At 49.1% G+C, this 24,470-nt stretch carries 21 protein-coding genes and 3 tRNA genes; 9 read left to right on the forward strand and 15 right to left on the reverse strand.

All coding sequences use genetic code 11. The features are described 5' to 3' along the window. Positions 1 to 10: 10 nt before the first annotated feature. From nusA to Q366_RS03135, 9 genes are all read right to left on the reverse strand, one after another. Complete coding sequence (gene nusA / locus Q366_RS03095; protein WP_035236174.1) at positions 11 to 1,408, reverse strand: transcription termination factor NusA; 1,398 nt, start codon at positions 1,406 to 1,408, stop codon at positions 11 to 13. A 17-nt stretch (positions 1,409 to 1,425) separates the two neighbouring features. Next, on the reverse strand, positions 1,426 to 1,995 hold the full coding sequence (locus Q366_RS03100) for a ribosome maturation factor RimP (protein WP_084691681.1): 570 nt from the start codon (positions 1,993 to 1,995) through the stop codon (positions 1,426 to 1,428). 74 nt (positions 1,996 to 2,069) lie between these two features. Beyond that, positions 2,070 to 2,145: transfer RNA gene (locus tag Q366_RS03105), tRNA-Gly, on the reverse strand. 110 nt (positions 2,146 to 2,255) lie between these two features. Next, on the reverse strand, positions 2,256 to 4,718 hold the full coding sequence (gene pheT, locus Q366_RS03110) for a phenylalanine--tRNA ligase subunit beta (RefSeq protein WP_035236176.1): 2,463 nt from the start codon (positions 4,716 to 4,718) through the stop codon (positions 2,256 to 2,258). A 2-nt stretch (positions 4,719 to 4,720) separates the two neighbouring features. Further along, positions 4,721 to 5,728, reverse strand: a complete 1,008-nt coding sequence (pheS, locus tag Q366_RS03115; RefSeq protein ID WP_035236178.1) for a phenylalanine--tRNA ligase subunit alpha — start codon at positions 5,726 to 5,728, stop codon at positions 4,721 to 4,723. Between the two features lie 20 nt (positions 5,729 to 5,748). Continuing rightward, positions 5,749 to 6,102 (reverse strand): 50S ribosomal protein L20, encoded by a 354-nt coding sequence (gene rplT / locus Q366_RS03120; protein ID WP_035236180.1) that lies wholly within the window; start codon positions 6,100 to 6,102, stop codon positions 5,749 to 5,751. 85 nt (positions 6,103 to 6,187) lie between these two features. Then, positions 6,188 to 6,385 carry a 50S ribosomal protein L35 gene (gene rpmI, locus Q366_RS03125; RefSeq protein WP_004071481.1) on the reverse strand — a complete coding sequence of 66 codons (198 nt, stop codon included), beginning with the start codon at positions 6,383 to 6,385 and terminating at the stop codon, positions 6,188 to 6,190. A gap of 132 nt (positions 6,386 to 6,517) precedes the next feature. Next, complete coding sequence (gene infC / locus Q366_RS03130) at positions 6,518 to 7,063, reverse strand: translation initiation factor IF-3 (RefSeq protein WP_084691682.1); 546 nt, start codon at positions 7,061 to 7,063, stop codon at positions 6,518 to 6,520. A 105-nt stretch (positions 7,064 to 7,168) separates the two neighbouring features. After that, positions 7,169 to 7,696, reverse strand: a complete 528-nt coding sequence (locus Q366_RS03135; RefSeq protein WP_035236183.1) for a nucleoside deaminase — start codon at positions 7,694 to 7,696, stop codon at positions 7,169 to 7,171. 75 nt (positions 7,697 to 7,771) lie between these two features. On the opposite strand from Q366_RS03135, the gene Q366_RS03140 reads away from it, so the two are divergent. Both Q366_RS03140 and Q366_RS03145 read left to right on the forward strand, forming a co-directional pair. Beyond that, entirely contained in the window at positions 7,772 to 8,860 is a 1,089-nt protein-coding gene (locus Q366_RS03140) for a deoxyguanosinetriphosphate triphosphohydrolase (RefSeq protein WP_035236185.1), read from the forward strand. A gap of 22 nt (positions 8,861 to 8,882) precedes the next feature. Next, the gene (locus Q366_RS03145) at positions 8,883 to 9,455 is read left to right on the forward strand and encodes a zinc/iron-chelating domain-containing protein (protein WP_035236187.1); all 573 of its coding nucleotides are present in this window, start codon (positions 8,883 to 8,885) and stop codon (positions 9,453 to 9,455) included. A gap of 84 nt (positions 9,456 to 9,539) precedes the next feature. Here Q366_RS03145 and Q366_RS03150 read toward each other — a convergent pair whose 3' ends face one another. From Q366_RS03150 to Q366_RS03160, 3 genes are read right to left on the reverse strand one after another with little or no spacing between them, the layout of a single operon-like run. Next, positions 9,540 to 10,445 carry a LysR substrate-binding domain-containing protein gene (locus Q366_RS03150; protein ID WP_035236188.1) on the reverse strand — a complete coding sequence of 302 codons (906 nt, stop codon included), beginning with the start codon at positions 10,443 to 10,445 and terminating at the stop codon, positions 9,540 to 9,542. Between the two features lie 22 nt (positions 10,446 to 10,467). Next, on the reverse strand, positions 10,468 to 11,286 hold the full coding sequence (locus tag Q366_RS03155; RefSeq protein ID WP_035236192.1) for an SDR family NAD(P)-dependent oxidoreductase: 819 nt from the start codon (positions 11,284 to 11,286) through the stop codon (positions 10,468 to 10,470). A 5-nt stretch (positions 11,287 to 11,291) separates the two neighbouring features. After that, a complete protein-coding gene (locus Q366_RS03160) occupies positions 11,292 to 12,038 on the reverse strand; it encodes a YkgJ family cysteine cluster protein (protein WP_035236193.1) in 747 nt (248 codons plus the stop codon). Positions 12,039 to 12,483: 445 nt separating this feature from the next. On the opposite strand from Q366_RS03160, the gene aprB reads away from it, so the two are divergent. The 6 genes from aprB to leuB all read left to right on the forward strand — a co-directional run bounded on the left by aprB (position 12,484) and on the right by leuB (position 21,310). After that, the gene (aprB, locus tag Q366_RS03165; RefSeq protein WP_035236196.1) at positions 12,484 to 12,921 is read left to right on the forward strand and encodes an adenylyl-sulfate reductase subunit beta; all 438 of its coding nucleotides are present in this window, start codon (positions 12,484 to 12,486) and stop codon (positions 12,919 to 12,921) included. A gap of 51 nt (positions 12,922 to 12,972) precedes the next feature. Next, positions 12,973 to 14,934 (forward strand): adenylyl-sulfate reductase subunit alpha, encoded by a 1,962-nt coding sequence (gene aprA / locus Q366_RS03170; protein WP_035236204.1) that lies wholly within the window; start codon positions 12,973 to 12,975, stop codon positions 14,932 to 14,934. A 289-nt stretch (positions 14,935 to 15,223) separates the two neighbouring features. Continuing rightward, positions 15,224 to 16,495, forward strand: coding sequence for a CoB--CoM heterodisulfide reductase iron-sulfur subunit A family protein (locus tag Q366_RS03175; protein WP_035236206.1), 1,272 nt, complete (start codon positions 15,224 to 15,226; stop codon positions 16,493 to 16,495). Between the two features lie 6 nt (positions 16,496 to 16,501). Continuing rightward, positions 16,502 to 18,841 (forward strand): FAD-dependent oxidoreductase, encoded by a 2,340-nt coding sequence (locus tag Q366_RS03180; RefSeq protein ID WP_035236209.1) that lies wholly within the window; start codon positions 16,502 to 16,504, stop codon positions 18,839 to 18,841. Positions 18,842 to 18,875: 34 nt separating this feature from the next. Then, positions 18,876 to 20,081 (forward strand): quinone-interacting membrane-bound oxidoreductase complex subunit QmoC, encoded by a 1,206-nt coding sequence (gene qmoC / locus Q366_RS03185; protein WP_035236211.1) that lies wholly within the window; start codon positions 18,876 to 18,878, stop codon positions 20,079 to 20,081. Positions 20,082 to 20,221: 140 nt separating this feature from the next. Continuing rightward, positions 20,222 to 21,310: a 3-isopropylmalate dehydrogenase gene (gene leuB, locus Q366_RS03190; RefSeq protein WP_035236214.1), complete on the forward strand. Its 1,089-nt coding sequence runs from the start codon at positions 20,222 to 20,224 to the stop codon at positions 21,308 to 21,310. Between the two features lie 180 nt (positions 21,311 to 21,490). Here leuB and Q366_RS03195 read toward each other — a convergent pair. Then, positions 21,491 to 21,567 (reverse strand) — tRNA-Asp (locus Q366_RS03195). Positions 21,568 to 21,583: 16 nt separating this feature from the next. Beyond that, positions 21,584 to 21,659 (reverse strand) — tRNA-Val (locus Q366_RS03200). 295 nt (positions 21,660 to 21,954) lie between these two features. On the opposite strand from Q366_RS03200, the gene rho reads away from it, so the two are divergent. Continuing rightward, positions 21,955 to 23,031, forward strand: a complete 1,077-nt coding sequence (rho, locus tag Q366_RS03205; protein WP_035236216.1) for a transcription termination factor Rho — start codon at positions 21,955 to 21,957, stop codon at positions 23,029 to 23,031. A 10-nt stretch (positions 23,032 to 23,041) separates the two neighbouring features. Here rho and Q366_RS03210 read toward each other — a convergent pair whose 3' ends face one another. Then, positions 23,042 to 24,406 carry a glycerate kinase type-2 family protein gene (locus Q366_RS03210; RefSeq protein WP_035236219.1) on the reverse strand — a complete coding sequence of 455 codons (1,365 nt, stop codon included), beginning with the start codon at positions 24,404 to 24,406 and terminating at the stop codon, positions 23,042 to 23,044. Between the last annotated feature and the right edge of the window lie 64 nt (positions 24,407 to 24,470).

Consider the following 24,470-nt stretch of genomic DNA (forward strand, 5'->3'; position numbering starts at 1 on the left):
GCAACAGTCCTTATTCACCTGATTTTTCAACCTGCCCATCTTTCTCCTCATTGTCCTGCCCATCCTCGGCATCAGCAAACATGTTCCCATCCCCGGCATTGTCATCCATATCAGTGGCGCTGTCCTGAGCCGGGGCAGCCTGCAGAAGTGCCTCCCGGGCACTTTGCCGCTCACCCGCCATCAGGCGTCCGCCTTCGTCAATCATGGCCTGGGCATTTTCCACGGAAATATTTAAAAAAGCCGCAAGATCCTCGGGCATGGCATCCATAATATCCAAAAATGAGGAATAACCTGCCTTGAAGAGTATCTCTGCTGCCGACAGATCCACTGTGGAGAGTTTCATCAGGCTGTCGTACCCCTCCTTGACCTCCCGGCTGTATTCCTCTTCACTGGTGACTTCAAGATGCCAGCCGGTGATCTCACAGGCAAGGGATACATTCTGCCCTCCCTTACCAATGGCAATGGAGAGATATTCATCATTGACAATCACCTCCATGGACTGATTTTCTTCATCAATGATAACCCTTGCGATTTCAGCCGGGGACAGGGCATTGCAGACAAATCTTGCAACATCCGGGCTCCACTGAACAATATCGATTTTCTCGCCCCGCAGTTCCTGAACAATATTCTGAACCCGGTTCCCTTTAACCCCCACACAGGCACCTACGGGGTCCACATCGGAATCAATGGAGGAGACAGCAATTTTTGCCCTTACGCCGGGCACCCGCGCTGCCGCCCGGATGGAAACAATGCCTTCGGCCACCTCCGGCACCTCTGTTTTAAACAGTTCAACCAGAAATTCCGGATGGGTCCTGGATAAAATAATCTGGGCACCTTTGGATTCTTCCAGCACATCAAGGACAAAGGCACGGATCCGATCCCCCCGTTTATAGCTTTCCTTGGGCATCTGCTCCCTTGGCCGCAATACCGCCTCGGCCTGGCCCAGATTAATAATGATGGCACCCCGGTCAAACCGCTGGACAATGCCGTTAATTATTTTACCTTTTTTATGGATGAAATTCTCATACACGGCATTGCGCTCTGCTTCCCGCATTTTCTGTATGATCACCTGCTTGGCGGACTGGGCTGCAATGCGGCCAAACTCTTCGGTGTCAATTCGAATGCCCAAAGAATCCCCGATTTCACATTCCGGATCAAATTCAAGCCCGTCCTCCAGAGTCAGCTCGCTATCCGAATATTCAACCTCTTCAACAACTTCTTTAAAATGGAAAACTTCAACATCTCCGCTTTTTTCATCATAATGGACTTCGATATCCGCCCTTGGGCCAATCTTTTTTCTGGCGGCAGAAACAATGGCCTCTTTCAACGTATGAATAAGGATTTCCGCATCAATACCCTTTTCCCGGCTGACCTGATCGATTACCCTTTTTATGTCTGTAATAACCATGTTAAATGCTCTCCATTTTACTGACCTGCAAGAATTGCTCTCATGATATTGGTTCCCAAAATATCAAAGGACCTGCCGTCAACTGCAATCGTCACAGAATCATCATTTGTTTTCTCAAGAATCCCGGTGAACTTTTTTCTTCCCTCAACGACTTCATGGGTTTCAATTTTAATACGTTCACCCTGGAATCTGATAAAGTCCGCCTTTTTCTTCAAGGGGCGGTTTGGACCGGGGGATGATACTTCCAGGCGGTAAGGACCGATATTTTCAATATGGATATCGATCAGATCCCCAAGTTCCCGGCTGACAGCCACGCAGTCATCTAGGCCAACCCCTTTGGATTTGTCCATATAAACCCGGACAAATTTCTGCCGGTTATGGACAACACATTCAATGTGCACCAGTTCCAACCCCAAAGAATCAATCAGGGGTTCGGCCACAGCCTGAATCTGTTGTTCAACGACACCGGGGTTTTTGATGTTTATAAATCCCATATCCTGCAGCAACCGTCGTCCTTTTTCCACAAATACAAAAACGGGCAGAGCCCGTTCCCGATAGTAAAAACACTCAAAAATCCTCACCAACATATCAGGTTCAGATCATATCTTTCCCCTAAACAAGTGGAACAAATCTGCCAGCCAATACCAATTCCAAATTAATTTGGAGCGGGCAACGAGGTTCGAACTCGCGACATCAAGCTTGGGAAGCTTGCACTCTACCAACTGAGTTATGCCCGCATATTAGCAGCACTTTATAACAGAGCATCTTAAATTTGTCAATACCCTAATATAACCGCACTTTTCCATTTCATACCGGTTTTCCCGGGTCAATTGCAGCCGTCTAAAAATTATCCGGGCAAGTCAGCCTGAAAATCATTAATTATCTTTTGGGACAGCTGCTCATGGATCTTTTTAATATTGTTTTCCGTCAGGGTTTTTGAGGCAGAGCGGTAAACGACCCTGAATGACAGGGATTTTTTATCTTCACCAATGTTGCTGCCTTCAAATACATCAAAAAGAAAATAGTCTTCGATCAGACCCTGTTTTTGAGCAAAGGCTGAGATGGTATCTATCATGACACCCACCTCAACACGTTTTGGCACAATAAAGGTCATGTCCCTGGAAATTGAAGGGAATTTGGGCAGCCCAACCGCCTGGATAGCCTGGGGCAGCGCTTTTTCAAGACTGTCCATGTCCAGATCAAACAGATACGCATCCTGTTTCAAACCAAAGGCTGCACCCACACCTGATGCAATTTTGCCAAGGGTCCCCAGGACCAGACCGTCTTTCACTATCCTGGCACCATATCCCGGCTCAAAATAGGGACAGGTTCCGGTCTCGGTTCTTTCATAAAGAACACCGGAAATCTGAAAATACGACAGCAACCCCTGCACAACACCCTTCAGATCAAAAAAATCCACGGCTTCCTTTTTGGAATACCAGGTCTGGTCCCAGCGGTATCCGGTAATCAGTCCTCCGACCACTTCTACTTCCTCGGGCTGCTTGCCCGGGGCTGTATCAAAGAAAACTTTGCCGATTTCAAACAACTGAAGCGTGTCCACCTGTTTGGCGGTATTCCTGGCCATGGCTTCCAGCAATCCGGGCACAATGGATGTCCTGAGAACAGCCATCTGGTCGGAAATGGGATTTAAAATCTCAACCATCCGGGTCCTCTTGTCCGGATCTTCAATGGCCATACGCGCACAGGCATCTTTGCGGATAAAATTGTAATTGATGGCCTCACAAAATCCAAACCCGGTCATGGCCTGGCGGATTTTACCGCGCAGCACCGGCCGGCTGGCAAGAGTGCGGCCTTTGGCTGTGATCAAAGGATAGCTGGTTTCAATTTTATTATATCCCCACAACCGGGCCACTTCCTCGGAAAGGTCCTCGGGCCGGGCCACATCAACCCGGAAAGAGGGGACATGAACCTGCAGAAGGCCATCATCCTTTTGGGCTGCTTTTTTATCTATGCCAAATTCCACGGACCCCAGAATCTGTGCTATTTCATCTGCGGAAAACGAGGTCCCTAACCGCACATTCAACGCCTTGGGGCTCAAGTCAATGGTAACAGGCGGGGTTTTGACGGGATTCTCATCAATAATTCCCCTGGCAATGGTAGCCGAACAGAACTGAGCCATTAATGAAACGGCGCGATTCAGGGCAAACAAGGTACCTTCGGGGTCCACGCCGCGCTCAAATCTGTGGGAGGCATCTGATGCAATCCCTGTCCTTTTGGCGGTGCGCCGGATGGACACGGGATTAAAATAGGCACTTTCCACCAGCACCCGGGTGGTTGCATCCGTAATTTCAGAATTCTCACCGCCCATGACACCGGCAATACCCACAGGCTTTTCCCCGTCACAGATCATGAGCATTTCAGGGTCCAGCTTGTGGACTTTCGAATCAAGGGTTGTAAACTCAAGGGGGGCATCGCCGGGTTTTCCGGCTGTTCTGACTATGATTTTGCTTTTGGCAATATTGTCATAATCAAAGGCGTGCAACGGCTGTCCGGTTTCCATCATGACAAAATTGGTGATATCCACTACATTATTGACACAAGAGAGCCCAACAGCCTCAAGGCGCTGTTTTAACCAGACCGGAGACGGGCCGACCTTGACGTCAAACAGCATACCTGCGGTATATCTTGGACACAATTGAGGGTCTTCAATTCGGACAGAGACAAAATCGTGGATATCCCGGGAATCCATTTTGGCTTCCGGAAATGTCACGTCCGGCAGGGTTACTTTATTCCGGGGTTCTGTAAGCGCCCCGATTTCCCGGGCCACGCCGATAAGGCTCAGGCAGTCCGGCCGGTTGGGGGTCAGATCGATCTCGAGGACAGCATCTGTTAGTTTCAAGGCAGATTCAAGGGGGGTTCCGGTAACAAATTCGCCGTCAAGATCCATGATACCGGATGCGTCATGGGCAAGCATCAACTCCGCAGCCGAACACAGCATGCCATGGGATGGTTCGCCCCGCAGTTTGCTTTTTTTGATTTTAAAATCACCGGGCAGCACAGCACCCGGCAGCGCACAGGCGACATACATGCCTTCCCTGACATTGGGTGCGCCGCAAACAATGGGAAACAGCTCTCCCTTTCCAATATCCACGGTACAGCAGGTAAGCTTGTCAGCATTGGGATGCTGCCTTGCCTGTACAACCTGGGCCACAACCACATTGTCCAGGTAATCATAAAGACTTTCCACCCCATCTACTTCAAGGCCGGCCATGGTCAGCCTGTCGGATAAATCCTTGGGATCAAGATCAACGGGGATATATTCACGCAACCAGCTTAAACTGACTTTCATAATTAAAACTGCCCTAGAAAACGCACATCATTTTCAAAATATTTTCTGATATCATCAATTCCGTACTTGAGCATGGCAACCCGTTCCATGCCCATGCCAAAGGCAAACCCTGTATACTTCTGGGTATCATAACCGACATTTTCAAACACAGCCGGGTGGACCATACCGGATCCTAGAATTTCAATCCAACCGGTATTCGAACATACCCGGCAGCCTTTGCCCTTGCACATGGCACAGCGGATATCGACTTCGGCACTGGGTTCGGTAAAAGGGAAGAAACTGGGCCTGAACCGCAGCAACGTATCCTTATCAAAAAACTGCTGAACAAAGGTGGTCAATACCCCTTTAAGATCCCCAAAGGAGATGTTCCTGTCCACCATCAGGCCTTCCACCTGATGAAACATAGGCGTATGGGTCAAATCCGAGTCACAGCGGAACACCTTGCCCGGGGAAATAATGCGCACAGGCGGCTCATTTTTTTCCATCACCCGGGGCTGGGACCCTGACGTATGGGTCCTCAAAACAATATTTTCAGACACATAAAATGTATCCTGCATGTCCCTGGCCGGATGATATTTGGGGATATTCAGGGCCTCGAAGTTATAATAATCGGTCTCAACTTCCGGACCTTCGGCGATGTCAAACCCCAGGCGCAGAAAAATACCACTGATCTCATCCATCACCTGGGTGATGGGATGCAGGGCGCCTTTTTTCACCATACGCCCGGGCAGAGTAATGTCAATGCCTTCAGCACCGCCTGCGGCACCGGCTTCCAGTTCAGACCGGGCCTGCCGTACCGCTTCTTCAAGCTTTAGCTTGAGCAGATTACCGTTTTTCCCTGCAGCAGGACGTTCATCCACCGGAAGGGATGGAATATTGCGCAAAAAAGCAGTGAGCACTCCCTTGCGGCCCAGAAACTGAACGGAAATTGACTCAAGGGCGTCCTTTGAGTCTGCTGTGCTGATTTTTTCCAGGGCCTGTTTTTCAATGTCTTGGAGATTATTTTGCAAGGTTCCCCCGAAAATACGCTTTAGTTCAATTTGGCAGACGCCTGGGAAGCAAGCTGGGAGAATCCGGCGGGATCGGATACTGCCAGATCAGCCAGAACTTTTCTGTCCAGTTCACTGCCGGCCAGTTTTAATCCGTTCATGAACCGGGAATAGGACAGCTCATTCATCCGCGCACCGGCGTTGATACGTACAATCCACAATTTCCTGAAATCTCTTTTTCTTGCCCGGCGGTCTCTGTAGGCGTACATCAATGCTTTGTCCACCGCGTCTGCAGCGGTTCTGTAAAGCTTGCTTCTTCCACCCGTAAACCCTTTTGCCAGTTTGAGCACCTTATTGCGGCGCCGCCTTGCTTTGAATCCTCTTTTAACTCTCATTTTTTCTGCACTCCTTATATCTCATCAGCCGGCCGCTACATTGGCCGGGCTTCATATGTCAGCATTAAAAAACCGCCGTGCCTGATTAGCCGTAAGGCAGCATCCGGCGGACCTCTTTCATATCAGACCCGGCAACAATCTGGGGCTGACGCAGGCTTCTTTTCCGCTTGGTGGTTTTTTTGGTCAAAATGTGGCTGGCATGGGATTTGCGGAATTTGTATTTGCCTGACCCGGTTTTTTCAAACCGTTTGGCAGCCGCACGGCATGTCTTGATTTTTGGCATAACTCAATCTCCTGAAAGTTCAAACTATATATAAATAACTAAAAGCGGTGTATATGCGATATACTACCACACATAAGTATCCCTTTGACACCGGAAGGCCTTCACAAAAAGGCTGAAACAGATAACCTGTGATTATTTGGGGCCAAGCAGCATGGTAATGACCCGCCCTTCAAACTTGGGAAGCTGTTCCACCTGGGCAAAGTCTTTGGTCATATCCACTATTTTTTCCAGAATGGTGTTGGCCTGCTCTTTGAGCATAAACTCACGCCCCCTGAAAACCAGTGTTATTTTTACTTTATCACCATTGGCAATAAATTTTTCTATGTGCCGAGCCTTGGTTGCAAGATCATGGTCGTCTGTTTTGGGACGAACCTTGATCTCCTTGATCTGAACACTTTTCTGCTTCCTTTTGGCTTCCTGCTTCTTCTTAGTCAGCTCGTACTTATACTTTCCATGATCCATTATTTTACAGACAGGGGGCTTGGCATCCGGAGAAACTTCAACCAGATCCAACTCATCGCTTTGGGCAATACGCAACGCCTCCGCAATGGGCACAACTCCTATCTGTTCACCATCAGAACCGATAACCCGTACCTCAGTGGCCCTGATCCCCTTATTCACTCTTGTCTGATCTTGCTTAACTCTCTTAGTAGATATTTTAACCTCCCGCCGCAGCACAAAATTATAATCATGTCAATATAACAAGCATAACCTATGGATTATATATACATTGGGCATACATAGCAAGAATTATTTATTTTGTTGCTGAATTACGCCCTTACATCATCCCCCCCCCAACTTATTCCATTGATCAAGCGTATATGATTCCAGAAGGCTGTCTTTCCAGTATAAATTAGCCTCGTTATTAAAGAAATTATAAAAAAGATCAAGGCTTTTTTTACGTAAAACATGGGCAACCACCGTAATCTGTGCATCCCTGTACAAGGGAGAGAGATGCTGCCTGTCCAGTCCTGTTCCACCTCCCATCACATCCTCATAGGCAAAGACAACCCTTCGGATACCGGCCAGAATGATCGCGGAAAAGCACATCAGACAAGGCTCCATAGTGCAGAACAGCACAGCCCGTTCCGGAATGAATCTGACTTTCGATGATTCAAGGGCCTTGAGCGCACGCATTTCAGCGTGGTCAATCTCACTGAAAAAGGATAGATCCCCGGACGTGCCGTCCCTGGCACCCGAGGCAATCACCAGATTGTCTTGAACAATCACACACCCGACAGGAAACTGCCCGCGATCAAAGGCGTTACGGGCCTGTTCAAGGGCCTGCCCCATAAAAAACGCGTAATCCAAAAGCACTCCTTATCTTGATTTTTTCATTAAATACTGTACTTAATTTGTTTTTTATTTTAATTCAACATTGTTTTGATGAATACAACATTACCCAAAATAGAGCAAAGTCCCAGTATCCGGGAAATCTTCCAGCAGCGGGAGCACAATTTCCTGTCAAGATACGGCACCCCCAGTACCAGCGCTGAACGCAGGCGCCCTGAAGTTGCCCCCGGCAGCATCCGGACCCCCTTTCAGCTGGACCGGGACCGCATTGTATATTGCAATGCCTTCAGGCGCTTGAAATACAAAACCCAAGTTTTTTTATCGCCGCTGGGGGATCATTACCGGACCCGGCTCACCCATACCCTTGAGGTTTCTGAAACAGCAAGGAATATTGCCCGGGCCATGCGCCTGAACGAGGACCTGGCCGAAGCAGTTGCCCTTGGCCATGATTTAGGCCATACCCCTTTTGGACATGCCGGAGAAACTGCCCTGATCCAGATACACTCCTCCCGTTTTACCCATTCCGATCAGAGCTTAAGGGTGGTGGATGTCCTGGAAAACAAAGGAAAGGGCATGAATCTGACCACCCAGGTCAGAGACGGTATTCTTAAACATTCCAAGGGATTTGGCAATATTATTCCGGCCACGCCCGGTGAAACCGCGTCCACCATTGAAGGACGGATCGTGCGCGTGGCCGACATCATTGCCTACCTGAACCACGATCTTGATGATGCGTTGCGGGGCAAGGTAATCTCCATGGATGAGGTGCCGGCCATCTGCATCCGAAAGCTTGGTACAACCCACTCTGCCCGCGCATCTACAATGATGGAGCAACTGGTTTACAACAGCGGCCCCAAAAATGGAGACTTTATTTTGAACATGGGTGAGGCCACCATGGAAGCCATGACGGTCCTGAGAAAATTTCTCTATGAAAAGGTGTACCGTTCCCCAGCGGTTCACGGCGAATTTGTAAAGGCAAAAAAAGTAATTGTCGGTCTTTACAACTACTTCATGGAAAATCCCGAGGAGATGCAAACAGAACTGGAAAAAATGGAAATGGCCCCATGGGATTCAGCAAAAAATACACTGAACCGCTCGGTGTGTGACGTCATTGCTTCCATGACAGACCGGTACGCACTTAAACTGTACGCGCGTCTGTTTTTCCCCAATCCGCTGGTTTAAAAAGCGCTCGCCAAGGAGTGTCATGACACATATCCCGGAACACTTTTCACCCCTGATCCAGCTCTACCATGATATGGATAACGCATGGAATCAGGTTGCCGCACAATATGGATTCCAGTGCAAGGGCTGTGAAGACAACTGCTGCCTGTCTCTTTTTTTTCACCATACCCATGCAGAAGCCTCTTTTCTGAAATTTGGATTGCAGACATTGCCCGACACAGACCAGAAGCATGTGTTAACGCTTAGCCGGGATTACTGTTGTCAAACTTTTTCTGAAACTGCGGAAAACCAGACCCAGCCGGTATCCCAAAAAATCCCCTGCCCCCTGCTCAAAACGGGCAGGTGCAGTCTTTACCACTTTCGTCCAATGATCTGCCGGTTGCACGGACTGCCCCACGAGCTTCACAAACCCGGATTTAATGCAATAAAAGGATCTGGCTGTGATGCCGGAAAATTTGACAGCCGTACATATATTCCTTTTGACCGGACCCCGTTTTATAAGCAGATGGCTGTTATAGAAATGGATTTCAGACAGCTGACAGGTAAAACCGGAAAAATAAAAAAAACCATTGCCCAGATTCTTCTGACACCATAAACCAAAACTGGATGGCCTACCGTGTTTGGACGAAAAGTTCCCCAGATGCAAGGCACAGATGGGTGACTTATCGTTCACACCATATTAGTGGGCGTGGACCTGGTTTTCATATACAGCCTTGTAACGCTCCTTTGTATAATGAATAAATTCCTGAAGAACCGATGAGAAATATTTATCCTTATGCCAGATGGTGTAAAAGGAACGGGAAAATTTAAAATCTTTTATTTTGAGACGGAACAGCTGCCCGGACAAAAGCTCATTCATTACGGAAATTCTGGACAGGCAGCTTATGGCCCCCTTGTTCCTAAGTACCGATTTCACAGCTTCTGTATGCCCCACTTCCAGGAAGGGTTTAAACCGTTTTTTGTACTTTTCTATATGATAAAGGAACACATCCCGGGTGCCGGATCCCTCCTCCCGAAAAATCCAGCGTTTTGATAAAAGCTCGTCTATCCGGTAATCTTCGCTGCGAACAAGGTCCGGATCACCGGTCACCACATAGAGCTCATCCATGCCAAGCACCTCCCGCTCGATCTCGATGCTGTTGTAGTCGGCCTCAACAAAACCGATATCCACAACACCGTCTTCAATAAGCTTGCCGATCTCTATGGTATTGCCGGTTATTTTTTCCACACGGACCCCTTCATACAGCTCGGCAAACTCATAAATAATCTGGGGCAGGATATAGTTGGCAATGGATGAACTGGCACCCACTTTGATATCGCCCACCAGGTCCTGATCCCTGAACATGGACTCACTTTCCCGCAGGCCAAAAACAAGGGGATCCACCATCCTGAAAAAATAGCGCCCGTTTTCATTAACCACCAGCCTTTTGTGGATGCGATCAAACAATAGTTTTCCCAAGGCCTCTTCAAGGGATTTTATGGCCATGGATACTGCCGACTGGGTCAGGCCGAAATCCTTGGCCACCTGACTTAAATGAGGTGTCTTCACAAGCGCAAGAAACAATTCCAGTTGCCTTAATGTCAATCGCATGCCTCCATATAACTAATCAAACGATGCCCCGGGGCATCGGCGGCACCGGGGCCCCGCCCAGGACAAACCCACCGTCTATACGCAGGGTGGCACCCGTCATGTAGGGGGCATCCCTGATAATAAAATTAACCGCCTTGACAACATCACAAATCCGGCCGGTCCGCCCTGCCAGGGTATGGTCTATCAGGGACTGTTTTTCCGCATCCGTCAGCACCTCCTGCCACCCCCGGGTCCCCTGGGCATGACGGGTTTCAAATATGCCCAGCATCAATTCGTTCACCCGCACCAAAGGCGCCCCCATCCGGGCCCATGTTTCGGTGAGCACACGAACCCCCCGGTTGGCGGCTGAATACCCCTCGTTGAAAACCAGGGCAGCAGGACCGGACCTTCCGGTTATGGCCGCAACAGAAGAAATATTAATGACAACGGCGTCATCGCTGGCCTTGAGCAAAGGAAACACCGCTTCAAAAACCCAGCGCTTGGCCTTAAGTGTGGTTTCAATCTCCAGATCCCACTGCTCTTCGACATAGGCCCCGTGAACAGCAGGCCAGCCGCCGCGTTCAATATTGTTCACCAGGATATCCAGGCGTCCATACCGGTCTTTTATAAATTGCGCCAGTCCGGATATATCATCGGTTTTGCGCAAATCTGCATTTATGATGTGATGCCGGGCCCCTGTCTTCTCAAATTCTGCTTCCATATCACAGAAGGCATCCGGCCAGTCATGGCGGGTAAGGACCAGACATGCCCCCTGCCGGGCAAGGTCAAGCCCAATGCCTTTGCCGATTCCCTTGACTGCCCCGAGAACCAGGGCCACCTTTCCTTCAATTTCCATAATTTTCAGACCCCGATTTCCAGATCCTTACCAAACAGCTGGTATTTTACCCAGGCAATGCCGAAATTAAGCAAGCTCAGATCATCGGCCACAATCTTTTTCATATATTCTCCCGGCAGGTCCATTGACCCAAGAAGGTCTCTTTCTGTAATCTGAATTTTGAAATCATCCAGATCATATAAGGCCATGTAAAAAAGATCTTCTTCAGCGGCTTCGAGGTTCCCGGGCCGGATCTGATTTTTAAGACTGATCAGCTCAAGAATTTTATCATTTTCTGTGTTATGGCAGGCCACATCCTGGCCGTTGAGCCACTGGGCCACGGTTCCTCCGCTCTTTTGAACGCCAAAGCCCTTGCAGTGCGCTTCTTCAATCAGAGCAAAATACTCGACAATTTTTCCGGAGACCCTGTCCCTTGCAATGGCCCGGGCCAAGGGGTACATGCGGCATGATGCGGGGCGGTCATTATATATGGAACATCCGGAATCCGTAACAAAGGGGCAGGCATGGCCGGTGGCTGGATTCGCCTTGAAGGTAAGCACCGGCAGTCCGGAGCCGGGTCCGGTATGCCGGGATGTATATTCGCGCAGAAACTGTTTGGATGATAAACTTACTGCATTCTTCATTCTCAAAATATCATAGGGCGTCAGTGCCTGATTCAAATCCCTGCAGCACTGATTGAAACAAGGGTTATCCGGACTGCAGTTGAATTGCATGGAATCATCCAAGGCCACAGGCAGCATCTCATCGCTCATTTTTTTTCCTTTATTTTTTTCTAAAGTTCAGCTAAAAACCGGTTTATTCAGAACCGGCTGGTAAACTACCAGGATCCGAATGGTTTTTCCAGATGATTTTAATGCATACATTCACAAGATATTGTGTTTTTATTAATAAAAATACATACATATTGTCAGGATACTGATCGTTCAAAAAAATTGAAGAACTCATTAAATCATTTTTTTTGAATTTTCTTGACACAGACCTTGTCAGGGTGTTATTCCCATATCATTTGTTTGGGGTGAAGAAGGCTTGCTGGATGAAATTTGAAACGGTTTCACCCTATCATCCTCAAAGCCCAACTGGTTTAAATTACAGGCCTTTCGAAAAAATATCGACAGGCCTTAATCTAGATAGATACAAATTGTCGCACAACGGTATTTGTGCAATTTTGATTAACCTACATTAATGGAGGTATTTTAAATGCCATCTTTTGTAATCGCAGAAAAATGTGACGGCTGTAAAGGCGGGGATAAAACCGCATGCATGTACATCTGCCCCAATGACCTGATGGTTCTGGATGCCAATGCAATGAAAGCTTACAACCAAGAACCGGATCAGTGCTGGGAATGCTACTCTTGCGTAAAGATCTGCCCCTCCCAGGCCATCGAAGTAAGAGGGTACTCTGACTTCGTGCCCATGGGCGCGTCTGTACAGCCCATGATGGGTACTGAGGACATTATGTGGACCTGTAAGTTCAGAAACGGCGTTGTAAAACGCTTCAAGTTCCCCATTAGAACCACACCCGAAGGCGAAGCCAACGCTTATAGCGATCTGAAGGGTAAAGACTTATCTTCAGGCCTGCTTTCCACTGAGGAAGCCGACGGCATGGAGCTGAAAGTTCCCACCGAGCTGGCATAGGGTTACTTAAATTTAATTTCTGATACTTATTAAAATTTTTGGAGGTATATAATGGCATTACCTAACAAACCTGCTGGTGAAATTAAGACCGTTAGAGCACCAGAGGTAGAGAAAAGAGACGTTGATGTTTTGATCATCGGCGGTGGTATGGCTGCCTGCGGTACTGCATTTGAGATCAAAAAATGGGCTGATGACGACACCAAGATCCTGCTTGTTGACAAAGCCGCTCTTGAAAGATCCGGCGCTGTTGCCCAGGGCCTGTCCGCCATCAACACATACATCGGTGAAAACAAACCCGAAGATTATGTCCGCATGGTTCGTAACGACCTGATGGGTATTGTTCGTGAAGACCTGATCTTTGACCTTGGCCGTCACGTTGATGATTCCGTAGACCTGTTCGAAGAATGGGGACTTCCCATCTGGAAAAAAACCGACGACGGCAAGAACCTCGACGGTAAAAAAGGTATGAAATCCGGTACCCTGAAAAGCGGCGCCACTCCTGTTCGTACCGGTAAATGGCAGATCATGATCAACGGTGAATCCTACAAGAGAATCGTTGCTGAAGCCGGTAAAAAAGCCCTGGGTGACGAAAACATCCTGGAAAGGGTTTTCATCGTTGAAATCCTCAACGACAAAAATGATCCCAACAGAGCTGCTGGCGCAGTTGGTTTCTCCGTACGTGAAAACAAAGTTTATATCATCAGCGCAAAAGTTATGATGGTTGCCTGCGGTGGCGCGGTTAACATCTACCAGCCCCGTTCCGTTGCTGAAGGTAAAGGCCGTGCATGGTATCCTGTATGGAATGCCGGCTCCACTTACACCATGGCTCTGAGAGCCGGTGCCGAGCTGTCCATGATGGAAAACCGTTTCACCCCGGCCCGTTTTAAAGACGGTTACGGCCCTGTTGGTGCCTGGTTCCTGCTGTTTAAAGCAAAAACCGTTAACGGCCTTGGTGAAAACTATGCCGGTTCCGATGATGCCAAAGCTGAGCTTCAAAAATATGCACCTTACGGAACTGCTGCGGTAACCCCGACCTGTCTGCGTAATCATCTGATGATGAAAGAATACAAAGAAGGCCGCGGTCCCATCATTATGGAAACCACCAAAGCCCTTGCTGCACTTGGCGAAACCATGGACAAAAAAGAACTCAAACATCTGGAATCAGAAGCTTGGGAAGATTTCCTTGACATGTCCGTTGGCCAGGCAGGCCTGTGGTGTGCCACCAACACTGAGCCCGAGAAAAAAGACTCAGAAATCATGCCCACCGAACCGTACCTGCTGGGTTCTCACTCTGGTTGCTGCGGCATCTGGTGTTCCGGTCCTGAAGAAGACTGGGTACCTGCTTCCTACAAATGGGGCTACAACAGAATGACCACTGTCCGCGGTCTGTTCACTGCCGGTGACGGCGTTGGCTGCTCCGGTCACAAGTTCTCTTCCGGTTCCCATGCAGAAGGCCGTATCATTGCCAAGTCCATGATTCAGTACCTGAAAGCCGAAGGCGACAAGGTTTCCGGTTTTGCTGAAACTGACCAGGAACTGGTGGACATGGTTTACTATCCGGTATACAACTACCTGGATAACTTTGAATACACCACAGCCACAGATGTGAACCCCAAATACTGCAAACCTGCCGGCATGGCCATGCGTCTGATGAAGATGACCAATGAGTATGGTGCTGGTACCGGTACGTTCTACATGACCAACGGCAAATCCCTTGAAGTTCTCATGGACCTGTTCGAAATGTTCCGTGAAGACCTTGAGAAAATTGCTGCTGCTGACCTGCACGAGCTGCTCAGAGCATGGGAAATTATCCATCGTCTCTATACTGTTCAGGCGCATACCCGTCACATTCAGTTCCGTGAAGAATCCAGATACCCTGGTTTCTACTACAGAGGCGACTTCATGGGCCAGAATGATGAAGAATGGTTCTGCTTCACCAACTCTTCATATAACAAGAAGACCAATGAGTGGACTCTGAAAAAAGAACCCTACGTTAAAATTATCTCCGACTAGTGCGGTAAGACGTTTTAACCTAAGGATGTCTTGATATTAACCCTCAGGTGCCGGCTTACCGGTGCCTGGGGGTTTTTTCAGATTATGCCTGCCCGGCCCTGTCTCCTTTTTTGCAAGCTTGCAAGCAAATCGTTTATAGGTTAATTTGCAGTCTTGCAAATTAGGAGATCAGGATGCTGGCCCCGGGATTAAACCAAAGTATCATTTGGTTTTGCCAGGATCCGGCATACAAAGATTTGGAACTTAACACACAACACAACTACAGAACTTAAATGCACGGAGGGACAGCATGACTACAGAAAATTCAGCCCCGGTAAGTGGAAGCATTATGGTGGTTGGTGGTGGAATCAGCGGCCTGACAACCGCTTTGGAAGCTGCCGAAGTGGGCTACGAAGTCTTCCTGATTGAAAAGGAAGCATCCCTTGGTGGAAGAGTCACCCAGCTCAAGCACTACTTCCCCAAACTCTGCCCGCCTACCTGCGGTCTTGAAATCAATTACAGACGCCTCAAAGACAACAAGAACATCAAGGTGTACACGCTTTCCGAAGTACAGAACGTTGACGGCACGCCCGGAGATTACACTGTCACCGTAAAAAGCACACCCCGGTATGTAAACAGCAACTGCACCTGCTGCGGTGAATGTGAAAAAGTGTGCGAAACTGAAATCAGCAATGAATTCAACTTTGGCATGAACCGGCGCAAAGCCGCATACCTGCCCCACAACATGGCCTTTCCCCAGCGGTATGTCATGGATTCGGCCATGGGCAAGGATGACCGGGAAAAGGTCAAGGAAGCCTGCAAATATAACGCCATTGATTTTTCTATGGAAGAAAGCACATTTGACCTGAAAGTCGGTGCCGTTGTATTCACCACCGGATGGCAGCCCTATGATGCCACCCGCATTGATAACCTGGGCTTTGGCCGGTACCAGAACATTATCACCAACATGATGCTGGAACGGCTGGCCTCTTCCAACGGCCCCACCGAAGGTAAAATCATCCGCCCGTCCGATGACAAAGCACCGGAAACCATTGCCTTTGCACAGTGTGCCGGTTCCAGGGATGAAAACCATCTGCCCTACTGCTCATATATCTGCTGCCTGGCATCCCTGAAACATGCCACCTACATCAGGGCTCAGTATCCTGATGCAAAAATTTACATCTATTATATTGATCTGCGGACCCCGGGCAGAAAATATGAAAACTTTTATGCCAAACTTAAAGCCGATGAAAACGTATTTTTTGTAAAAGGAAAGGTTGCCGAAGTCAGTGAAGAGAGCGGCACCGGCAATATCAATCTTGTGGCCGAAGACACCATCTCAGGAGAAAAAATCAGACAAACCGTTGACATGCTTGTGCTGGCCACCGGAATGCAGCCCACCTGCGCCATTGATAAGCCCGCAGCTGATCTGACCTTTGATGACGAAGGCTTTATTATCAATGACTTTTCCAAAGGCGGCCTGTTTGCAGCAGGGTGTGCCAATAAACCGGCCGACGTTGTGACATCCAACCAGAATGCAACCGGCATGGCCCTTAAAGCCATTCAGACTCTGAGGAGGTAACGAACCATGGATAAAAAATACGGCGTATATATCTGCACAGGCTGTGGCATCGGTGAAACACTGGACATGGAAGCATTAACCGGTGTCCCCGGCGATGAGGGCATCAACTGCACCACCCACCCCTTCCTGTGCTCCAAAGCAGGTGTTGAAATTATTCAAAAGGATATTGACGAGGGCAAAGTAAACGCCATGGTTATCGGCGCTTGTTCCCGCCGGGTGAACTTTGATGTATTTAACTTCCCCGGATGCATTATTGAACGGGCCAATTTAAGGGAAGGCGTGGTATGGCCCCATTCCCGGGAAACCTATCCTGCCCTGGCCGAAGACCAGAAAGACGACGGTGAACACTTTGACCGGATCCAGATGAAGGCCCAGGATTATATTAAAATGGGCATGATCCGCCTGGAAAAAGTCAAACTGCCCGAGCCCTACCAGACACAGTCCTTTTCCAAAAAGGTCCTGGTCATCGGCGGCGGCGTAACCGGTATGTCTGCAGCCCTTGATGCTGCCAAAGCCGGTTATGAGGTTACCATCGTTGAAAAAGCAGCATCCCTTGGCGGATATGCAGCCAAACTGCGCAGTCAGATGCCTGTTCGGTCTCCCTTTGAAACCCTTCAGGCACCGGTGGTGGAAGCACTTGTCCAGGAAGTTGAGGGCAATGCCAACATTGATGTACGGACCAATAGCCTTGTGGCACGTATTGCCGGCCAGCCGGGTGAATTCACCGTAACCATGAAAAAACCCGGTGAAAAGATCCCCTTTGACGTACCCTTTCCGCTGCCTCCTGAAGAACTGGTGGATGAAAACGGCAAGGAACTGGATGCTGACGCTGCCCATGAAAAATACCTGAAATTCAATGAAGGCAGAGAAGATATCCTTTCCCTTGACCCGAACGGAGAGCTTTACGGCGCAGTTGTTCTGGCAGCCGGCTGGCGGCCTGATGTCCTGGAAGGAGAGGCATACAAACACCTTGCTTTGGACAATCCCGATGTGGTCACCAATGACGAATTCGAAATGATTGCGGCCAAGGGCAAAATCCTGCGTCCCTCCAACGGCAAGGAAGCCAAAACTGTGTTATTTATCCAGTCTGCCGGCAAAGATGAAGATGACAGCGATTTTGAATACACAGGTTCCGTAACCTCCATGGTTGCCCTGAAACAGGCCCGTTACGTCAGGGAAGACTATCCTGCTGACGGCAAGGCCTACGTCATTTACCAGCACATGAGAACCCCGGGCCTTCAGGAATATTTCTACAAAGCCATGCAACAGGATGACGGCATTTTCCTGACCAAGGGTGCGGTTACCGACGTTACGGCCACGAGTTCAGAACTGATGGTCACAGCCAAGAACACATTGCTGGGTGACAGCCTGGTGCTTAAAGCGGACATGGTTGTTGTGGCAAGCGGCATGGTTCCGGCCACCAAGGACAATCCGGTCATCAACCTGGCCTACCGCCAGGGCCCCGGCTTCAGGGATAATGATATTTTCGGCCAGTATGCGGATTCAAACTATATCTGCTTTCCCTATGAAACCCAGAGAACCGGTATTTACGCCGCCGGTACCGTCCGCCGGGCCATGACCATTGAAGAGTCCATGGAAGACGCCGCCGGTGCCGCACTCAAAGCCATCCAGTGTATTGAAAGCGCCAACCGCGGTATGGCGGTTCACCCCCGTTCCGGTGACACGACTTTTCCGGACTTCTTCTTCCAGAGATGCACCCAGTGCAAGCGCTGCACGGTTGAATGCCCCTTCGGCGCCCTGGATGATGATGCCAGAGGAACCCCAAAAGCCAATCCCACCCGGTGCCGTCGCTGCGGTACCTGCATGGGTGCCTGCCCGGAACGTATTATCTCCTTTGCCGATTATACCATTGACAGTATCGGTTCCCAGGTCAAGGCCATCAGCGTTCCGTCCGAGGACGATTATAGCGAACCACCCCTGCGCTTTCTGGCCCTGGTATGTGAAAACGATGCACTCCCTGCATTGGATATGGTGGGTATGAACCGCGTGGATTATTCACCTGATGTCCGGGTGATTCCGGTTCGCTGCCTGGGTTCCGTGAATACCATCTGGATCAAGGACGCACTGGCCCAGGGCATTGACGGCGTTATCCTCATCGGCTGCAAACACGGCGATGATTACCAGTGCCATTTTGTCAAAGGATCTGAACTTGCGCAAATCCGTGTGAAAAAAATCGGTGATGCACTCGCCTCGCTTGCCCTCGAAGAAGAACGTGTGGCATTTGCGGAAGTCGCCATTGATGAATATGACAAACTGCCCCAGATCATCAACGACTTTGTTGAAGAAGTGGACGCACTTGGCCCGAACCCGTTCAAAGGTTTCTAACTGCGGCATACAAACTTAATGGAGGTATCTTACTATGAGTGCCAATTATATTCCCCAACCCGATCTGGGATTCATTGCCGAGATCAAAGGTCTTGGCGGAGAAACTCTGAAAAAATGTTACCAATGCGCCACATGTTCCGTGGCCTGCCCTATTGCTCCTGAAAACAGCCCCTTTCCCAGAAAGGAAATGATTGCTGCGTCCTGGGGACTCAAAGACAAACTGATCGGCAACGCTGACATCTGGCTGTGCCACCAGTGCGGAGACTGCACGGATATGTGCCCCCGGGGTGCAGCCCCGGGCGATGTACTGGCAGCGATCCGTTCCGCAGCCATCACTGAATACGCAACCCCCAAAGCCCTTGCCAAGGCCATCAACGATCCGTCCAAGCTGCCGCTTCTGCTGGGGATCCCGGCAGCCTGGTTTGCGCTGCTTGCCATTATCACCACTGCCTTTGGCGGCATCATGGAAAAAATATTCCATGCCCTGTTCGGCGATGCCCTTGGCGGACGCCTTCACTGGTCCCATGCCCATGAAGGCGCAGAACATGTGATTGCCCATTCCAACTTTGTATCCACCTGGTTTGTGGATATGACATTTGTTCCCACGGCTATTTTTGCAACGGTTGTCTTCTTTCTTGCCCTGAAACGATTCATTGTCGACATCCATGACAATGCGGTTCTCGAAGGCAAAACGGATAAGACCTCGTTGGATTACAAAGCCCTTTTACAGTCTGTTATCAATGTCATACCCATGGTGTTGAAACATGACAAATTCAACCAGTGCGAAGCCAATAAAGACCGTTCCACCCCGCATATGATGGTGCTTTTTGCCTTTATCGGCCTTTTCATTGTCACTGCAGTATGCGGCATCATGCTCTACGTGGGCGGCTATGCCGGACCCTATCCCCAGCTCAACCCCATTAAATGGCTGGCCAATATTGCAGGTGTTTCCCTGGTCATTGGTTCAGGCATGATGATCAAGAACAGACTGACCAACAAGACACAGGTCACTGCCTATAAAGACTGGTTTATTCTTGGTATTGTCTTTGCCCTGGGGCTTTCCGGTATGCTCACGGAAATGGCCCGCCTGGCTGAGATCGCATGGCTTTCTTATTTCTTTTACTGGATTCACCTGATTGCCATTTTCGAACTGTTTGCATTCCTGCCGTTTTCAAAAATGGCCCACATTGTTTACCGTACGGTTGCCATGGGCTATGCAGATTACGCCAACAGAAAATAGTTTTTAAGCTGCATAATTGATGAAAAGGGGCTGGTACTAACCAGCCCCTTTTTTTGTGTTCTTGGTTCTTGCCTTATTCAAAATACTCCAGTATATCTTAATTAAATTTATTATATATAAACTTACAGGAGGCAGAAACATTGAACAAAATCGCTGTACTTGCCGGAGATGGCATTGGTCCGGAGGTCATGGGGCAGGCAATCAGGGTGCTTGATAAGGTTGCTGATATTTTTGATTTTAAACTGGCCTTTGAATACGCAGATGTGGGTGGTGCAGCCATTGATAATCATGGCAAAGCACTGCCGGATTCGACCCTGGCAGTGTGCGAACAAAACGATGCCATTTTGTTTGGTTCGGTTGGCGGTCCTAAATGGGAAAACCTGCCACCGGAGGAACAGCCTGAACGTGCTTCGCTTCTGCGGCTGCGCAAACACTTTGGCTTATACTGCAACCTGAGACCCTCCAAAGTATTCCCTTCCCTTGCATCAGCGTCTCCCTTGAAGCCGGAAATTGTAAAAAACGGATTTGACATTTTATGTGTCAGGGAACTGACCGGCGGAATCTATTTTGGCCAGCCCAGGGGAAAAAGAGGCAGTGGACCGGATGAAACCGCATTTGATACCATGGTATATTCCAGATTCGAGATTGAGCGCATTGCCAGAATGGCTTTTGAGGCTGCCAGAAAAAGACGCAGCATTGTAACGTCTGTGGACAAGGCAAATGTACTGACCTCCATGGTTTTGTGGCGGGAAACAGTCACAGAAATCGCTAAATCATATCCTGATGTCACCTTGAATCATATATACGTTGACAATGCAGCCATGCAGCTTGTCCGGGACCCCCACCAGTTTGATGTCCTTTTATGCGGAAATATGTTTGGTGATATTATATCTGACGAATGTGCCATGATCACAGGATCAATGGGGCTGCTGCCCTCGGCAAGCCTGAATGAAAAAAAATTCGGCCTTTATGAGCCGGCTGGCGGCTCAGCACCGGATATTGCGGGCAAAGGCATAGCCGACCCCATTGCCCAGATTCTGTCCGCAGCCATGATGCTCAAATACACATTTGAACAAACCCAGGCTGCGGATGCCATTGAGGCAGCAATTTCCAATGTGATTGACAGGGAAATTCTCACAGCAGACCTGACAGAAAAAAAAGAGAATGCCGTCAGTACCGAAGAAATGGGAACGGCCATTATTAATGCCCTGGCAGAACCTGACGCTTGATCAATATTTATTTGAACGGCTCGTTAAAGGAGCCGTTCAAACACAGATCCCGTTCAGACTCTACTTATTCACGATAGACCCCGGCCGTTGAAATTTTTTTGGTGGCCGTTTTTTTCTGATTTCTATCCCCCAAAAAGTCAAAGGGCTTTTGAGTTACCTCAAAAGCCCTTTGATTTATTGTGGCGGGAGTGACGAGACTCGAACTCGCGGCCTCTAGCGTGACAGGCTAGCGTTCTAACCAACTGAACTACACCCCCGTATATCACTTTTATCTGGTGGGCGATGCAGGGATCGAACCTGCGACTTCAAGCTTGTAAGGCTTGCACTCTCCCAGCTGAGTTAATCGCCCGAAACAGGGGGGTTATATCAAGTCCCCATATGCGTGTCAAGCAAAATTATTATTTTTTTATTTTATCTACGCATTTGCTTGGATTTTAATCAAATCCTTGCAAAATTATGGATACATTGTTATAGTTCTTCTTCAATATATAAATAGTTAGAATAATTTAATGCAAAATCTTATCACTTCTTTTCCTGACAACGGTCAAAATAAACCAGGGGATACCCCAAGGCCAGATGGCCTGATTTATCCAGAGGCCCTGATTTATAATGTCAGCAACAAAAGTATAATTTAGGAGTCGACAATGGAACCTGTTCAGGGATACCTGGAAATCATGGACAAAGGCTTTGGGTTTCTAAGAAATATTGAAGAAAATTTTCATCCCAAGCCTGAAAATCCCTATGTACCCAACAGTCTGATACGCAAGCTTAATCTCAGGGAAGGCAGCTTTATTCAGGGTTATGGAGAAAAAAAGAGCCCACAGAATGTAAACGCTGCCCTCATACGCATTGAGACCATCAACAACCTTCCCTTTGACGAATTCATAAAAACGCCAATGCTCCAGGAACAGGTCAGCATCAACCCCTTTGAAAGATACCATCTTGCCCAGGGGCCTGATGACCTTACAGGAAAAGCGTTAGATCTGATTGTTCCCATCGGCATGGGGCAGCGCGGTCTGATCATCGCCCCGCCAAAATCCGGAAAAACAACAATTTTAAGGCATATGGCCAATTCTGTGGTCACCAACCACCCTGATGCCAAGGTATTTGTCCTTCTTGTGGATGAACGGCCTGAGGAGGTTACTGATTTCCAAAGAGGGCTGACAGGAGCCCATGTGCTGTATTCTTCCGCTGACCAACAAATTGGCCAGCACATGCGGATGACCCGCCTTGCGATGCACACAGCCATCAGATGCACGGAAATCGGTCAGGATGCCGTAGTTTTCATCGATTCTTTAACCCGGATGACCCGGGCGTTTAACAATGACACGGATTCCTATGGCAGAACCATGAGTGGCGGTCTTGGTGCCAACGCCATGGAGTTTCCCAGAAAAATTTTCGGGGGTGCCCGCAAGCTTGAGAACGGCGGCTCCCTGACGATCATTGCCACTATTCTGGTCGAGACCGGCAGCCGCATGGATGAGGTTATTTTCCAGGAGTTCAAAGGCACCGGCAACATGGATCTGTACCTGTCCAGGGAGTGCGCCGAACAACGAATCTGGCCGGCCATTAATATCAACAAATCCGGGACCCGAAAAGAAGATCTGCTCATGGGAACTGAAGAATATGAAAACATTGTTGATATTCGCCGCAGCATTGCGCCGTTAGATGAAGTCACGGCCATGGCACAGTTTTTGTCCATAATCCAAGACAACTTATAACACCCCGGGTTTATTTTATAATAAGAATCTGAAGATCACACACATTGGTGTTGGTGGGGCCGGGTTTAAACAGATGTCCTGCCGCATCAAAGTAGGTGTATGAATCATTCCTGGCCAGGTATTCACTGATATTCATACCTGCCTTTTTTCCTGCATCCAGAACAGTCCGGGACGCAAAAGCCCCGGCCGCATCCGTGGGACCGTCATTGCCGTCCGTGGCTCCTGAAAGAAAAAATATGTTTTCAATCCCGGCCGGGCTGGTTTCAAGCTCCTGAAGAAAGGACAAGGCCATTTCCTGGTTCCGGCCGCCTTTACCATTCCCCTGGATGGCCACCGTGGTCTCTCCACCGGCAAGCACACAGGCTGGACGTTGTGGGGGAAGGCTGCCCAGAGCGATATCCCGGGCCATACCGGAAAAGACCTTGGCAATTTCCCGGGCTTCGCCGGTGATCCGGGAACTTAGCACCAGGGTGTTGTATCCAAGGCGTTCCGCTTTGTGCCGGGCCGCATTCAGGGCAGACAGGTTATTGCCCAAAAGAATATTATGAACCTTTGAAAAAATCTGATCATCACTGACTTCATTTTTATCTGTTTTTTGCTGCGCACCGGATTCAAGCATTTTTACCACCCTTGCCGGCAGTCTGGATGACAATTCGTATTTTTTTACAATGCCAAGGGCCTGGGTAAAGGTGGTAAGATCCGGTGCGGTGGGACCGGAGGCAATAGTACCAAGGTCATCGCCCACCACATCGGAAAGGATCAGGTTCACGGATGTGCCAGGATACATGTGCCGGGCAAGTTTTCCCCCCTTGATGCCGGACAGCTGTTTTCTTACACGATTGATTTCATTGATGCCGGCCCCGCAGGCCAGCAGGCGTTCAGTGGTTTTCTGTTTGTCTGCAAGGGTAATGGATGCCCCCCCGCATTCCCCCGGACAGGCCCAAAGGGCGGAACCGCCCCCGGAAATCAGATTGATGAACAGGGTTGTTTCCTTCCCTTTTGCTGCAATATCAATGACCTGCTGCGCTGCAGAAACGCTGTTTTTGTCCGGGACCGGGTGGCCGGCTTCGATGATTTTAATTTTTTTTAAAATATCTGTATGCCCTTTTTTGACTGAAATAAGTCCTCCGGAAAGCTTCGGCCCAAGGATCTCTTCGATTGCCCTTGCCATGGGCGCCGTGGCCTTACCTGCGCCAAGCACATATATGTTTTCAAATTTGTCCAAACCCAGGCGCATATCCTGGTTTTCAAGATGAATTTTAAGGGTGTTGCTGTCCAGGGTTACCCTTGACCTCACCATGGTGTAGGGGTCCACTCGTTTGATTGCTGCCAGGTATATGGCTTTCAGATCGGAAAATGGTTGTGACGGGTTCATGGTTGTTCCCTAATGCGGGGGTAAAATGGGCGCCCCAGGCGCTTCGCCCTCTTGTTTCCTGTAT

It is taken from the genome of Desulfobacter vibrioformis DSM 8776, assembly GCF_000745975.1.
In the GTDB taxonomy this organism is placed as follows: Bacteria; Desulfobacterota; Desulfobacteria; order Desulfobacterales; family Desulfobacteraceae; genus Desulfobacter; species Desulfobacter vibrioformis.